At 62.1% G+C, this 13068-nt stretch carries 12 protein-coding genes; 6 read left to right on the top strand and 6 right to left on the bottom strand.

Annotated features, from left to right (window positions below; genetic code table 11):
• Positions 1–99 precede the first annotated feature (99 nt).
• From CUJ91_RS29320 to CUJ91_RS29310, 3 genes are all read right to left on the bottom strand, one after another.
• Positions 100–951 carry a carbohydrate ABC transporter permease gene (locus CUJ91_RS29320; protein ID WP_006047266.1) on the bottom strand — a complete coding sequence of 284 codons (852 nt, stop codon included), beginning with the start codon at positions 949–951 and terminating at the stop codon, positions 100–102.
• The gene (locus CUJ91_RS29315) at positions 948–1838 is read right to left on the bottom strand and encodes a carbohydrate ABC transporter permease (RefSeq protein ID WP_029967068.1); all 891 of its coding nucleotides are present in this window, start codon (positions 1836–1838) and stop codon (positions 948–950) included. The genes CUJ91_RS29320 and CUJ91_RS29315 overlap by 4 nt, the downstream gene beginning before the upstream one ends.
• Before the next feature lie 98 nt (positions 1839–1936).
• Entirely contained in the window at positions 1937–3169 is a 1233-nt protein-coding gene (locus CUJ91_RS29310; RefSeq protein WP_006047264.1) for an ABC transporter substrate-binding protein, read from the bottom strand.
• 277 nt (positions 3170–3446) lie between these two features.
• On the opposite strand from CUJ91_RS29310, the gene CUJ91_RS29305 reads away from it, so the two are divergent.
• The 3 genes from CUJ91_RS29305 (at position 3447) to CUJ91_RS29295 (ending at position 6245) form a co-directional block, all read left to right on the top strand.
• The gene (locus tag CUJ91_RS29305) at positions 3447–4217 is read left to right on the top strand and encodes an SDR family oxidoreductase (protein WP_114157786.1); all 771 of its coding nucleotides are present in this window, start codon (positions 3447–3449) and stop codon (positions 4215–4217) included.
• Between the two features lie 27 nt (positions 4218–4244).
• On the top strand, positions 4245–5321 hold the full coding sequence (locus tag CUJ91_RS29300) for an ABC transporter ATP-binding protein (RefSeq protein ID WP_114157785.1): 1077 nt from the start codon (positions 4245–4247) through the stop codon (positions 5319–5321).
• A 63-nt stretch (positions 5322–5384) separates the two neighbouring features.
• Positions 5385–6245 carry a MurR/RpiR family transcriptional regulator gene (locus CUJ91_RS29295; RefSeq protein WP_114157784.1) on the top strand — a complete coding sequence of 287 codons (861 nt, stop codon included), beginning with the start codon at positions 5385–5387 and terminating at the stop codon, positions 6243–6245.
• On the opposite strand, the gene CUJ91_RS29290 is transcribed toward CUJ91_RS29295, so the two are convergent.
• From CUJ91_RS29290 to CUJ91_RS29280, 3 genes are all read right to left on the bottom strand, one after another.
• The gene (locus CUJ91_RS29290) at positions 6242–7780 is read right to left on the bottom strand and encodes a Fic family protein (protein WP_167450678.1); all 1539 of its coding nucleotides are present in this window, start codon (positions 7778–7780) and stop codon (positions 6242–6244) included. The genes CUJ91_RS29295 and CUJ91_RS29290 overlap by 4 nt on opposite strands.
• A gap of 244 nt (positions 7781–8024) precedes the next feature.
• Positions 8025–8891, bottom strand: a complete 867-nt coding sequence (locus tag CUJ91_RS29285; RefSeq protein ID WP_167450677.1) for an IclR family transcriptional regulator — start codon at positions 8889–8891, stop codon at positions 8025–8027.
• Complete coding sequence (locus tag CUJ91_RS29280; protein ID WP_053859861.1) at positions 8888–9742, bottom strand: IclR family transcriptional regulator; 855 nt, start codon at positions 9740–9742, stop codon at positions 8888–8890. The genes CUJ91_RS29285 and CUJ91_RS29280 overlap by 4 nt, the downstream gene beginning before the upstream one ends.
• A 277-nt stretch (positions 9743–10019) precedes the next feature.
• Here CUJ91_RS29280 and CUJ91_RS29275 point away from each other — a divergent pair, with 277 nt between their 5' ends.
• The 3 genes from CUJ91_RS29275 (at position 10020) to CUJ91_RS29265 (ending at position 13038) form a co-directional block, all read left to right on the top strand.
• Positions 10020–10979 (top strand): MBL fold metallo-hydrolase, encoded by a 960-nt coding sequence (locus CUJ91_RS29275; RefSeq protein ID WP_006047257.1) that lies wholly within the window; start codon positions 10020–10022, stop codon positions 10977–10979.
• Positions 10980–11044: 65 nt separating this feature from the next.
• Positions 11045–12754, top strand: coding sequence for an FAD-dependent oxidoreductase (locus CUJ91_RS29270; RefSeq protein WP_114157783.1), 1710 nt, complete (start codon positions 11045–11047; stop codon positions 12752–12754).
• A 47-nt stretch (positions 12755–12801) separates the two neighbouring features.
• On the top strand, positions 12802–13038 hold the full coding sequence (locus CUJ91_RS29265) for a DUF2783 domain-containing protein (RefSeq protein ID WP_006047255.1): 237 nt from the start codon (positions 12802–12804) through the stop codon (positions 13036–13038).
• Positions 13039–13068 lie beyond the last annotated feature (30 nt).

The raw sequence follows: 13068 nt of genomic DNA, 5'->3' as shown, positions 1-13068 counted from the left end.
GGATAACGGCAAGCGGGCTCAGCGGAACACGCACTAATTGCCAGCATCACCATGACCGCGCCGAAGATTGCAAACCTCGGCGCGGTGGGCAAAAACGTACTACTTCACCGCCCCCAAAGCCAGGCCCTTCACCAGATACCGCTGCAACCACGCAAACACGACCGAAACCGGTAGCGTTGCGCACAGCGTCGCGGCCATCACGAGATGCCACTGGACCACATACTTGCCGGCGACCATGTCGGTGACCTGCACGGTGAGCGTTTTGTTTTCCGGCGAGCGGATTAGCGTATACACAACGGCGAATTCGTTCCACGCGTTGATGAACGTGAAGATCGCGGTGACGACAATTGCCGGCACGGCAAGCGGCAGGAACACTTTGAAAACGGCACGCGTTCGTCCACATCCTTCCAGCCACGCCGCTTCCTCGAGATCGCGCGGCACCGTTTGAAAATACGAAGAGAGCATCCATACGGCGAACGCAATATTGAACGCCGCATACGAAACGATCACGCCGATTTTCGAATCGACAAGATTGCCGTCGCCATAAGGGATCATGGCGGCAAGCCGGAATAGCCCGACGACCAGCAGGATAGGCGACAGCATCTGCGTGACGAGCAGGAACTGGCGATACGGTCCGCGTCCCCGGAACGGGAAGCGCGCCAAGGCGTAAGCGGCGGGCAAGCTCACCGCGAGTGCGAGCAATGTCGACAGCAAGCTGATAACCGCACTGTTGCGCAGCGCCACGCCGAAATTGGCCGCTTGCCACATATCGGCGAAGTTGCTCCACTGCCAATGCACCGGCAACCAGCGCGCGGGGTAAACGAAAATCTCCGAAGCAGGTTTGAGTGCGGTGAAGAGCATCACCGCAAACGGGAACAGCACCACGATCACCAGCGGCGACAACGCGAGCCAGCACCACAGCGAGCGTTTCGTTTTCGTGCTGAGCGTCATGACGGTTCTCCTTCTTTTGCCGGCTGCATGCGCAAATACGCCATCGAGAAAACGAACAGCATGACGAGCATGATCAGCGACACGGCCGCGGCCTCGCCGGGTCGTCCGAGCCTGAAGCCGAGTTCGTACAGATACGTGACGAGAATATGCGTGCTGTTATCCGGGCCGCCTTGCGTCATGACCCAGATGATCGGGAACGAGTTGAACACGTAGATCACGTTCAACAGAATGGTCATGTTGATGAACGGCCGCATCAACGGCAGCGTCAGCTTGCGAAACTGCTGCCACGCGCTCGCGCCGTCGATGCGCGCCGCTTCGTAAATGTCGCCGGGCACCGAGGACAATCCGCCGAGCAGAATCGTCACCGTGAATGGAATCGACACGAGAATGCCCACCGCGATTTCCACGGGAAACGCGAGTTCCGGGGTCGCGAGCCAATGAATCGGGCCGCCGATCAAGCCGAGGCGTTGCAGCGTGACATTGACCATGCCGTAGTCGTCGTTAAACGCCCAGCGCCAGACAACCGCGGTCATGGTGAGGGAAACCGACCACGGCAGCATGACGATGGTTCGCGCGACGCCGCGCCCATAGAAGTCCTGATTCAGCACCAGTGCAACAGGCACCGAAATGGCGACTGTGCCGCCCACCACGAACACGGTCCACACGATCGTACGGCGCGCGGCCGCCAGGAACGTGGGGTCGCTGAAGATCGAATAGAAGTTCTGCAAGCCCGTGAAGTCGCGAATCGCCCCGAAACGCGATACCTCATGCAGCGATTGCCACACGATGTTGAAGATCGGATAGCTGATGATAAAAAGCGCCAGCACCAGGCTCGGTGCAATCAGTAACCACGGCGCTTGCAGACGCGAAGATGCGGAACGGCTCATACATGCTCGATCGTGAGACGCGCCCGCATGAAGCATGCGGGCGCGTCGGAATGGGCCGGATAGTGACGGCTTACCGCGACGTCAGAGCGTCGCCCCGATCAATGGCCGAGCGACTTGTTGGCTTGCGTAGCCGCCGCATTCAGCGCATCGGCGGGCTTGGCCTTGCCCAGGTAGATGGACTGCATCGCGTCGGTCACGGCCTTCGCGGTGTCTTCCCAACCGGTCACGGTCGGTGCAAAACGCGCAGTGGGCAGCAAGGCGACAAATGCTTTGGTATCCGGATCATTGAACGCCGGGTCCGACGATTCCGCCTTGGTGGTCGGCAGGAAACCTTCGGTTGTCGTGAACTCGACGCGCGGTTCTTTGGTGAACAGATAGTCGAGGAACTTCCACGCGGACTTCTTCACCTTCGAGTTCTTGAACATCACGATCGAGTCCGTGACTGCGTAAGTGGCGTGCGTAGTGCCCATCGGAATCGGATCGATGCCGTACTTCAGGTTAGGCGCTTCCTTCTTGATCTGCTTCGCGAGGAACGGCGCCGAAATCATCATCGCCACGCGGCCTTGCTTGAAGAGGTTCTGTACGTCTTCGCGGCTGTAACCGGTAACGCCCGGTTGCGTCAGACCCTGATCGATCAGCGATTTATACAGCGTGGCCGCCTTGACGCCCGCCGCCGAGTTGAACGCCGCCTTGTTGTCCTTGCCGACTACTTCGCCGCCGTTCGTCCACAGCGCATAGTAAAAATAGACGTCCGTTTCGATTTCCTTGCCTTGCAGACCGAAGCCGGCAATGCCTTGCGCCTTCAGTTTCTTCGATGCCTCAATCACGTCGTTCCATGTTTTCGGGCCGTCCGGATAGCCGGCTTTCGCGAGCAGATCCTTGTTGTAGTACAGCGCGCGTGCGGACGCGGCGATCGGCAAACCGTACACCTTGCCGTTGATTTCGCCGGGTGCCAGGAACGGACCGATAAAACGTCCCTTGAAATTGGCGTCCATATAGCCGTCGAGCGGTTCGGCCACGTCGTCCTTCACGAAGTCGAGCAGCCAGCGCGTGCCGACAATCGCGAGGTCGGCGTTCGCGTTGCCGGAGATGTCCGTTTGCAGTTTCTGTTGCAACGTATCCCAGTTCACGTCTTCGATCTTGATGGTGGTGCCGGGATTGGCCTTTTCGAAATTGCGAGCCATCTTTTCGAAGTACGGCGCGGTTGCGTCGCTGTAATGCGCGACGGTCACGCGAACCGTGTCGGCCTGAGCCGACACGGCGATACCTGCAAACGCGAGCGCCACGGCGACTTTGCCAAGCGCGAGGGAAGCACGGGCATGCAACGACATCTCTCTCTCCTCATAGGTCCGCTGCCGTCGCCGGCTGCTGTGGGTTGAATTGTTTGAAAAAATCCTACACGGCTAAAAATGCGTTGTCACGTAGGGTCTGCGATATTTTTTCTCGCCGCGGTTTGTGCATAAGATGCCTGTAAAACAGGGATATTCTCGATGCGGGCTGCGCGCCCGTTACCCAATATCCGGGACGAAGCGGCTTGTGCGGTGCGTCGCGCTGTAAGAAATTTACACGGTCTGCGAAGTGCCGGGCGTGTGGAAAAGCGAGGGCAAAATGAATCGAGTCGTATTAGTGACGGGCGCTTGCGGTGGCATCGGCAGCGTGTTGTGCAAGCGTTTCGTGGAGGAAGCCGATACGGTGCTGGCGCTCGACATCGACGGGGCCGCGCTCGATCGCCTGGCGAAGCAGCTCGGTGCGCAGGTCACGCCGATTGCAGTCGATCTCGGCGACGCCGCCGCGGTGCAACAAGCCGTCGCCGCGGCGGTGGCGAAGCGCGGACCCGTTGACGTGCTGGTCGCCAACGCGGGCGCAGCCGAGGGCCTCACGCTCGCCACCACCGACGCCGCAAGCTGGCAGCGCGACATTCATCTGAACCTGAACGGCACATACAACACGGTCGAAGCCGTGCGCGCGTCGATGATCGAGCGCGAGCAGGGCGCGTTGGTGTTGATCGGCTCGGTGAATGGCATGGCCGCGCTCGGGCATCCCGCGTATAGCGCGGCCAAAGCGGGCTTGATCAGTTACACGAAGGCGCTCGCGCTCGAACTGGGCCGCTATGGCATTCGCGCGAACATCGTGTGTCCGGGCACGGTGAAGACACAGGCATGGCAGGCGCGCGTCGACAAGAACCCGCAGGTCTTCGAAGATTTGAAAAAGTGGTATCCGTTGCGCGATTTCGCCACGCCTGACGACATCGCCGATGCCGTGCTGTTTCTCGCGTCGCCTATGGCGCGCGTGATTACCGGCGTCGCGCTGCCCGTCGACGGTGGCTTGATGGCAGGCAACCGGCTGATGGCGCAAGAACTGACGCTCGAATCGCTTTGAGCGAAACCTGCAGACGACGAGGACAGCATGGCAGCAGTGCAACTGAGCGGCATCTTCAAACGCTACGGCGACACGCAGGTGGTGCACGGCATCGACCTTCATATCGACGACGGCGAGTTTGTCGTGCTCGTCGGCCCGTCGGGCTGCGGCAAGAGCACGTTGATGCGGATGGTGGCCGGGCTCGAGGAAATCAGCGGCGGCGATCTGATGATCGGCGGAACGCGTGCGAACCATCTCGCGCCGCAGCAGCGCAATATCTCGATGGTGTTTCAAAGCTACGCGCTGTATCCGCATCTTTCGGTCTACGAGAACATCGCGTTCGGGCCGCGCATTCGTAAAGAGTCGCCGGCGAATTTCAAGCCGCGAATCGAGGCCGCGGCGAAGATGCTCAATCTCGGCGGCTACCTCGACCGCTTGCCGCGCGCGTTATCGGGCGGTCAACGTCAGCGTGTCGCGATGGGCCGCGCGGTGGTGCGCGAGCCGTCGCTGTTTCTGTTCGACGAGCCGCTGTCCAATCTCGATGCGAAGCTGCGCGTCCAAATGCGCACGGAGATCAAGGCACTGCATCAGCGCCTGAAAAACACGGTGATTTACGTTACGCACGATCAGATCGAAGCCATGACGATGGCCGACCGCATCGTCGTGATGAACGCGGGGCGGATCGAACAGATCGGGCGTCCGCTCGAACTGTATGACCGCCCGGCCAATCTTTTCGTCGCGAGCTTTCTTGGCTCGCCGTCGATGAATTTCGCCGAAGGCATCGTAGTGGATCACTCGCAGGGACTTGCGCTGAAACTCGCGGACGGTGGCGAGATCGTGCTCGAAGGCGCGCCGCTGTCGGCGAACGTGGGCGCGAGAGTCACGTTGGGCGTGCGGCCCGAACACATCGAGACGATCACGCAGACGCCCGACGCAATCATGGAAGTCGAGGTGGTCGAACCGACTGGCGCCGAGACGCATTTGTACGGGAAAATAGGCGGCAACACGTGGTGCGTGACGACGCGTCAACGCTCGAAGGTTGAGCCCGGCGAGCGCGTCGCGTTGCGCTTGCCGGCTGCTCATATTCATCTGTTCGATACGGAGAGTGGACGCAGACTGGTCTGAACCGCGTGTTGCCGATTGAAGCTGCGAGCGACGCGGATTCATTTAACCCTTAAGGAACACCGGGTGTCCGCACCGAACTTGATTCCCCATATCCGCAGCGCACTCGCCAGTTTGCGGCCCGCAGAACGCAAGGTCGCGGACATGGTGCTGAACGACGTGGACTTCGCGATGCGCGCGAGCATCACCGAACTCGCGCAGCGCGCCGATGTCTCCGAGCCTTCGGTCACGCGTTTTTGCCGCGCGATCGGCGCGCATGGTCTGCGCGACTTCAAGATGCAACTGGCGCAGAGCGTGGCGGGCGGAATGCCATATTCGTCGGCGGCCATTGCGCGCAGCGACGACGTGCAGACGCTGATGGACAAGGTAGGCGAAGCCGCCGTCGACGGCATCACGCACGCGCGCGGCGCGCTCGATCCGGCGGTGGTCGAAAGCGCGATTGCAGCGCTGTCCAGCGCGCGGCGCGTGTTCTTTTTCGGCGTCGGCTCAGGGTCCGGTCTCGTCGCGCAAGATGCGGCGTTGCGGTTCCTACGGCTCGACATCGCGTCCACTGCGTTTACCGACGCGCACTTGCAGCGCCTCTACGCCGGGATGATGGAGCCAGGCGACGTCGCCTTTGCCATCTCGCATTCGGGCCGCAGCGTCGAGGTGAACGAGAGCATTCAGATTGCCAAGGAACGCGGCGCGACGACGATCGCCCTGACCAATGTCGGCTCGCGGCTTGCATGGCTCGTGGATATTGCGCTGCTGCTGCGCGTGCCGAGTCCCATCGATCCGAATACGCCTGGCGTATCGCGCCTCGTGCATCTTTGCATCATGGACGCGCTCGCAATCGGCGTCGCACTCAAAGCGGGTCCGAAGACGCTGGAGAAGATGCGGCATGCGAAGGCGAGGTTGTCGTCGCATGGACCGCAAACGGGCGATTAGGGAATGTTGTCTTCGGAGAAAGCTTCGGTGATCGCATTGACGATTTGCGCGGCCAGATTCGGCCGCTCATCGAGAAGCGGATAGCGTTTGCGCAAGCTGTTGGAAATGCTGTTGCCGTTTTGCCGGACGCTGCGAATGATGCTGTCGAGATCGTTGTCCGGCGCTTCCAGGAAATTTTTGATCGCACGCCGCGCCGTGTCGTTGGCATGCAGAAAGCGCGCTTCGTTGCGCATCTCGTGGCGCAGCGTCACGTCGATGACATCCGCGAGATAGCTGACGTGGGCGGTGAAGTCCGGGTAGCGCCACGCGGGCAGCGCGTCGTCGTAGGCGCGAAAGTGCAGGTTGAACTCGACGCCGTCGTCGGCCGTTTCCGTTTTCCCGAACGTGTACTGATCCGCGTAGTGCTTCATCAGCGGGCGCGAAAACCGTTCGAGCACCTTGTCGTAAGCGGCGCGATCGCGCGTGCTTTGTGTGATCGTCGCGGACACAGGCAGGATGATCGGCGCGGGCACGGCTCCATCGCGGCGCAATACGTCGTTGATCAGAAAGCGCGAGATGCGGCCGTTGCCGTCGGCCATCGGATGCACATAGACAAAGCCGAACGATGCCGCCGCCGCGCGAACAATCGGCGCACCGCCTTGCGTGCGTTGAAGAAACTGGCTCAAGCCCGCGAGCATTGCTTCGACCTGCTGCCAATGCGGAGCAATGTAATCGACCACCGGCTCATAGCGCGCGACGTGTCCCACATAGACCGGCGAGCGGCGAATGCCATAGCGCAACGCCGACTTCCCCAGGATGCCGCGTTGCAGGGCAACGAGCGTCTCGGCATCGAACGGATTGGCATGCCGGCCGCACTCGCTTTCCATGACCGCGGCAAAGCGGCGGATGCGATCCTCCTTGTCCTGTTCGTGCTCGATGAGAAAACTCGCGCGGCTCTCCTTCACCGTCAGCCAGACGGCACTGCGCATGATGAGGTCCACGCCGTAATCGGCTTCGAGTTCGGCCAGTGGCGACGCAAGGTCGTACGTTTCTGCGCGCCGCACCGACTCCGCGCGCCGGATCACCGGGCAGAAGTCGCGATTGCCCGGCAGATTGTCCCGCACGCGCCAGCGCGAGTTGTTGACGGTCGTGCCCACGACGAACTCGTCGGGGTTCAGCGCATCGACGTAATTGCCTCGCGACGCGCCTTGCGCATCAAGACGCTCGGGGCGCAGCCATTCGTAAAAAAAGCACGCGCGGCGCGCATACGCGCCGGTCGGTTCTCTCGCGATCCACGCTTCCAGTTCCCCGCGAACGGACTTCAGCGCGAACAGCCGCGCGAGGAATTCCAGATGGATGCCTTCGTGGCGGAAGGCGAATGTCAGATGATCGGTCGGGCTCGAAACGGGGCGATAGGCGGCGGGATAGACCTCGCGGCTGATGTCGCCGTCAGTGGCGCTCGAGCGCGTCCGGCCGATTTCGCTCTGAACGGCGAACGGGTGGACCGGTACGACGCCGTACGTGTTGGCCAGCCATTGATATCCGATGTGCGGCATGGGGTCGATCCGGGTGCGCTCGAGAGGGCGGGAAGCAGGTCGTCTGCATCAGTTTCGATTATTCCACGTTCAAAACGATTACAAACAGCGCTTTTTCCAAAAAAACGCTTATTTGGACCCCGGCCGTCCGCATCGTTTCGATTATTTCTCTGCCGAAACGATTACAAACCGCCGTTTTTCAAAAAAACGATTACCGGACCGAGGCCGCCGACGACGCGGCCGACGCCGCGCAGAAACCCTTGATTCAGCCCATCCAGCCAAACCGCCGCGACAACCGCAGCGTTGCCGCGCGCAGCGTCTGCGCCGGGCCGGCCGCGGCGGCGCTGTCGAAGCTGCCGCTCGGTCCCATCAGCGCGAGCACGAGGCAAATGCTGCCCGTGTGGTCGAACACGGGCGCCGCGAGCGTGTCGATGCCCGGCACGGGCCGGCTCAGCGCGGTATCGATTCCGTCGGCCCGAATCTGCGCGAGACGCTGCGCATAGCTTGCGTTCAGCGTGGGCGGCGCGCTTTTGCCGGCGAAAACATCGGCCTCGTTCGCCCCTGCGAGCCGCAAGTGATCCTGCGCGAGCAGCCCGGCACGCACGTCGTCGGCGACATGGGCGGCGAAAACGCGCCCGATCGCCGTGTTCACCAGCGACATCACCGTGCCCACCCGCAAGCTCACATGCAAGGGCCGCGGCGATTCTTCCAGCCGCACGACCGTCGGTCCAAGCGGACCGAGCACCGCCATGGCGACGCTCATTCCCGTCGATGCCGCCAGTTCGACCACTTCGGGCTCGGCCTCGCGCGTCGGCGAAAGACGCTGCAGGCTGATCAAGCCAAGCTCCAGCGCAAGCGGCCCGGCTTCGAAACAGCCGGACGCGCCGCGGCTCAGCAAGCCGGTCTTGAGCAGGCTCACCAGATGCGGAAACGCTTTCGCCGGCGGCATGCCGGCTGCGGCGGCGAGGTCGCGCAAGGTCAGCGGCCGCGCTGCCGCGACGAGCGCGGCCAGCAGTTCGCCGGTGCTGTCGAGCGACTGGATGCCGCGCTGCGGCTTTGTATCCGTGGAAACAGCCGTGGAAGCAGGCGCGGAAAGCGGCGTGGAAGAAGGGTTGTCAGTACGAGCGGTCACGATGCGGACGATGCAAGCAGTGAGGGTTGGGCGGCAAGCTCGGCGCCGATCTCGCGAGCCGCGCCGAGCAACGCGCGGGCGATGCGGCCATCGGCGGCCACGTCGATCGAGCCGGTCGAGCCGATCACCGTCAATGCCAGCGCGAGGCGCCCGTCCGGATCGAACACGGGCGCGCTCAGGCTGCTGATGCCAGGACTCGGCGCATCGACACTGCTTTCGAGGCCGCGCGCGCGAATCTTCTCGAGCGACGTCTGGAACGCGGCGTCGCGCGGCGCGGCCGTCGCGCTTTGGTCGGCGCCCGACTGATTCGCCCACATCGCGTCGAGCGTTTCGCGCGGCAGGTACGCACAGAACACGCGTCCCGTCGACGTCGCCGGCAGCGACATGACCGTGCCGACATGCAGATTCACGTGCAGCGGAAAACCCCCATGTTCATAGCGAACGATGGTCGGCCCCTGCGGCCCGGCGATACAGATCGCGACGCTAAAGCCGATTGCTTCGGCGAGCGCCGCCACCCGCGGCACGGCGGCGCGAAACGCCGGCTGATTTTCCAGATGCAACAGACCCAGCCGCAGCGACAACGGCCCCGGTTCATAACGGCCCGACAGCTCGTCGCGCTTGACGAGACCAAGCCGGCTTAGGCTCACGAGATAAGCATGGGCCTGTCCGGGCGCCAGGTCGGCGGCGATGGCGAGGTCCGATAGCGCGAGCGGCATGCGCGCCTGCGCGAGCGCGAGCAGCAGCCGGCCGCCGACTTCCACGCTCTGAATGCCGCGCTGCGTCTTGCCGCCTTCCGCTATTTCAGTACCGCTCGCGCCTTTGCCGGGGGCCGCTTTCGCTGCTTTGCTCACGCCTGCGCTCGTCCGTAAAAAGGGTCCATGTTAACCGAACCGCGACTGCGAACTGTCACCGTCCACGCTTCAATGTTAGGCGTTTGGTGATTTGCGTATAGCGATACATTTCGCTATTGACAAATAAACAGGCGCGGCCATAAGATGCAATCACCCCGACACACCGGCGCAGTCACAGAGTCAAAAACGGGGCGAGACAACCTTCAATACCGCCAGCCCGCGCCGCAGCGCGCAGCCGGCCGTCTCGCCTCACATCCAACTTTTGAGGGAGACGAGCATGGCAAAGGCATTTGCATCGCAGGCCGATCTGGAAGTCAAAAAAGTCACGTGGACGAAGTTGTCCGAGAACGCCTACGCCTACACGGCCGAAGGCGATCCGAACTCGGGCGTGATCATCGGCGACGACGGCGTGCTGATCGTCGACACGACCGCCACGCCGGCCATGGCGCAAGACCTCATCGCGAAGATTCGCAGCGTCACCGACAAGCCGATCAAATACGTCGTGCTCTCGCACTATCACGCGGTGCGCGTGCTCGGCGCGTCGGCGTATTTCGAGGAAGGCGCGCAGGAAATCATCGCGAGCCGCGGCACGTACGAGATGATCGTCGAGCGCGGCGAAGCGGACATGAAGTCGGAGATCGAACGCTTTCCGCGTCTTTTTGCCGGCGTTGAAACGGTGCCGGGCCTCACGTGGCCGACGCTCGTGTTCGAAAAGGAAATGACGCTGTTCCTCGGCAAGCTCGAAGTGCGCATCGCGCATCTCGGCGCGGGTCATACGAAGGGCGATACGGTCGTGTGGCTGCCGTCGCAAAAGGTGCTGTTTTCCGGCGATCTCGTCGAATACGACGCGGCGTGCTATTGCGGCGACGCGCAACTCGAGCAATGGCCGGCGACACTCGAAGCACTGCGCGCGCTCAATGCCGAAAAGCTCGTGCCGGGCCGCGGCCCCGCGCTGACCACGCCGGAAGACGTCAACAAAGGTCTCGATTACACGAAGGATTTCGTCACCACGTTGCTGCAGCAAGGCCGTGAAGCGGTCGAGCAGAAGCTCGATCTGAAGGCCGCGATGGCGCACACGCGCAAGGCGATGGACCCGAAATTCGGCCACGTGTTCATCTACGAACATTGCTTGCCGTTCGACGTTTCGCGCGCTTTCGACGAAGCAAGCGGCATCACGCATCCGCGCATCTGGACCGCGCAGCGCGACAAGGAAATGTGGGACGCGCTGCAAGCCTGACGGCATCGCATACAAAAGAACAGGCAAGCGCAGCACAGCAAAGCGGAGCAGGACGGAGACACAACATGAGCATCAACTACCAGACGCTGTCGTTCGAATATCAGCCGTGCCGCGAACAGGACGCGCGAAACGGCGCGGAGCAGACGGTCTATCCGGTGATCGTGGTCGGCGCGGGGCCGGTGGGTCTTGCCACCGCAATCGACATCGCGCAGCAGGGCGTGCCCGTCATACTCGTGGACGACGACTGCTCGTTGTCCACGGGTTCGCGCGCGATCTGCTTCTCGAAGCGCTCACTCGATATTTTCGATCGCCTCGGATGCGGGCAGCGAATGGTGGACAAGGGCATTAGCTGGAATGTCGGCAAAGTGTTCCTCAAGGATGAACTCGTCTACTCGTTCAATCTGCAGCCCGAAGCAGGTCATCATCGTCCGGCGTTTATCAATTTGCAGCAGTACTACGTCGAAGGCTTTCTGCTCGAACGCGCGCAGCAAATGCCAAACATCGAGATTCGCTGGAAAAGCAAGGTGGTCGGTATCGAGCAGTGCGGAACGCCAGGCGCGCGCGACGCGTCGGTTACGCTGACGGTGGAAACGCCCGACGGGCAATATGCGTTGCGTGGCCGGTATGTCGTCGCCGCCGACGGTTCGCGCAGTCCGATCCGCAATCTGATGGGACTCGATAGTAAAGGCGTGACGTTCAAGGACCGCTTCCTGATCGCCGACGTGAAGATGGAAGCGGACTTTCCGACCGAGCGCTGGTTCTGGTTCGATCCGCCATTCCATCCGAATCAATCGGTGTTGCTGCATCGTCAGCCGGATAACGTGTGGCGAATCGACTTTCAGCTTGGATGGGACGCCGACCCGGTGCTTGAGAAAACGCCCGAGCGCGTGATTCCGCGTGTGCGTGCCTTGCTCGGACCGGATGCAAAGTTCGAACTGGAATGGGTCAGCGTCTACACGTTTTCGTGTTTGCGCATGGAACGCTTCCGGCACGGCAACGTGCTGTTCGCGGGCGATTCCGCGCATGGCGTCTCGCCGTTCGGCGCACGCGGTGCGAACAGCGGCGTGCAGGATGCGGAGAACCTCGCATGGAAACTGGCAATGGTATTGGAGGGCAACGCATCGGATGCGTTGCTCGACACCTATGCCAGCGAGCGCGAATTTGCCGCCGACGAGAACATCCGCAACTCCACGCGTTCTACTGACTTCATCACGCCGAAGAGCCCGGTTAGCCGCGTGTTTCGCGATGCCGTGCTGAAGCTCGCGCGTCACCATCCGTTTGCGCGGCAACTGACGAACAGTGGTCGGCTGTCGGTGCCGGCGGTGTTGAGCGATTCGCCGCTGAATACGCCGGATAGCGACACATTCGAGGGCCCCATGGTGCCGGGCGCCTCATGTGTCGATGCACCGGTGCAGGCGGCCGGCGAATCGGCGTGGCTGCTTCAGCATCTCGGTCAGCAATTCACAGGCGTGCTTTTTTGCGGCGATCAAGGCATCGACGCCGCGACCGAAACTGCGCTGAAAGCGCTTCGTACAAGCACTATTCCGTTGAAGCTCGTGGTGATCGCGCGCAGCGAAACGCCGCTGGCAGCAATCGCAGATGCAAAGATTCTGCGCGACACCGAGGGTCTCGCGAGCGCGCGCTACGACGCGCGACCCGGCACGTTCTATCTGATCCGCCCGGACCAGCATGTGTGCGCGCGCTGGCGGCAACTCGAACCGCTTGCTGTCGAGCATGCGTTAAAGCGCGCGTTATGCGTGCAAGGCACGGCCTGAAAGAACGCCCCGCGTTCGCAGCAAAAAATAGAATCCGGAGACACATCATGGCACTGATCACGCAACCGAACCTCGCGCGTCCCGATGACTTTTACGAGGCGTTGATCGACATGCATCGCGGCCTCGACGATGCGCGCAGTCAGTCGGCGAATGCGCAACTCATTCTGCTGCTCGCGAACCATATCGGCGATCACGCGACGCTGCTCGAAGCAATCCGGCACGCGCGCGAAGGCGTGGCGGACGTATCGCCGGAAGGCGGCGAAGTTCATCCGCTCGCGGCCTGATCAGAGCACGCGCACTTCAGCGACAACCAC

It is taken from the genome of Paraburkholderia graminis, from assembly GCF_003330785.1.
Classification (GTDB): Bacteria; Pseudomonadota; Gammaproteobacteria; order Burkholderiales; family Burkholderiaceae; genus Paraburkholderia; species Paraburkholderia graminis.
The sequence above is the reverse complement of the archived record's forward strand: the minus strand, read 5'-3'. Positions and strand labels throughout refer to the sequence as shown.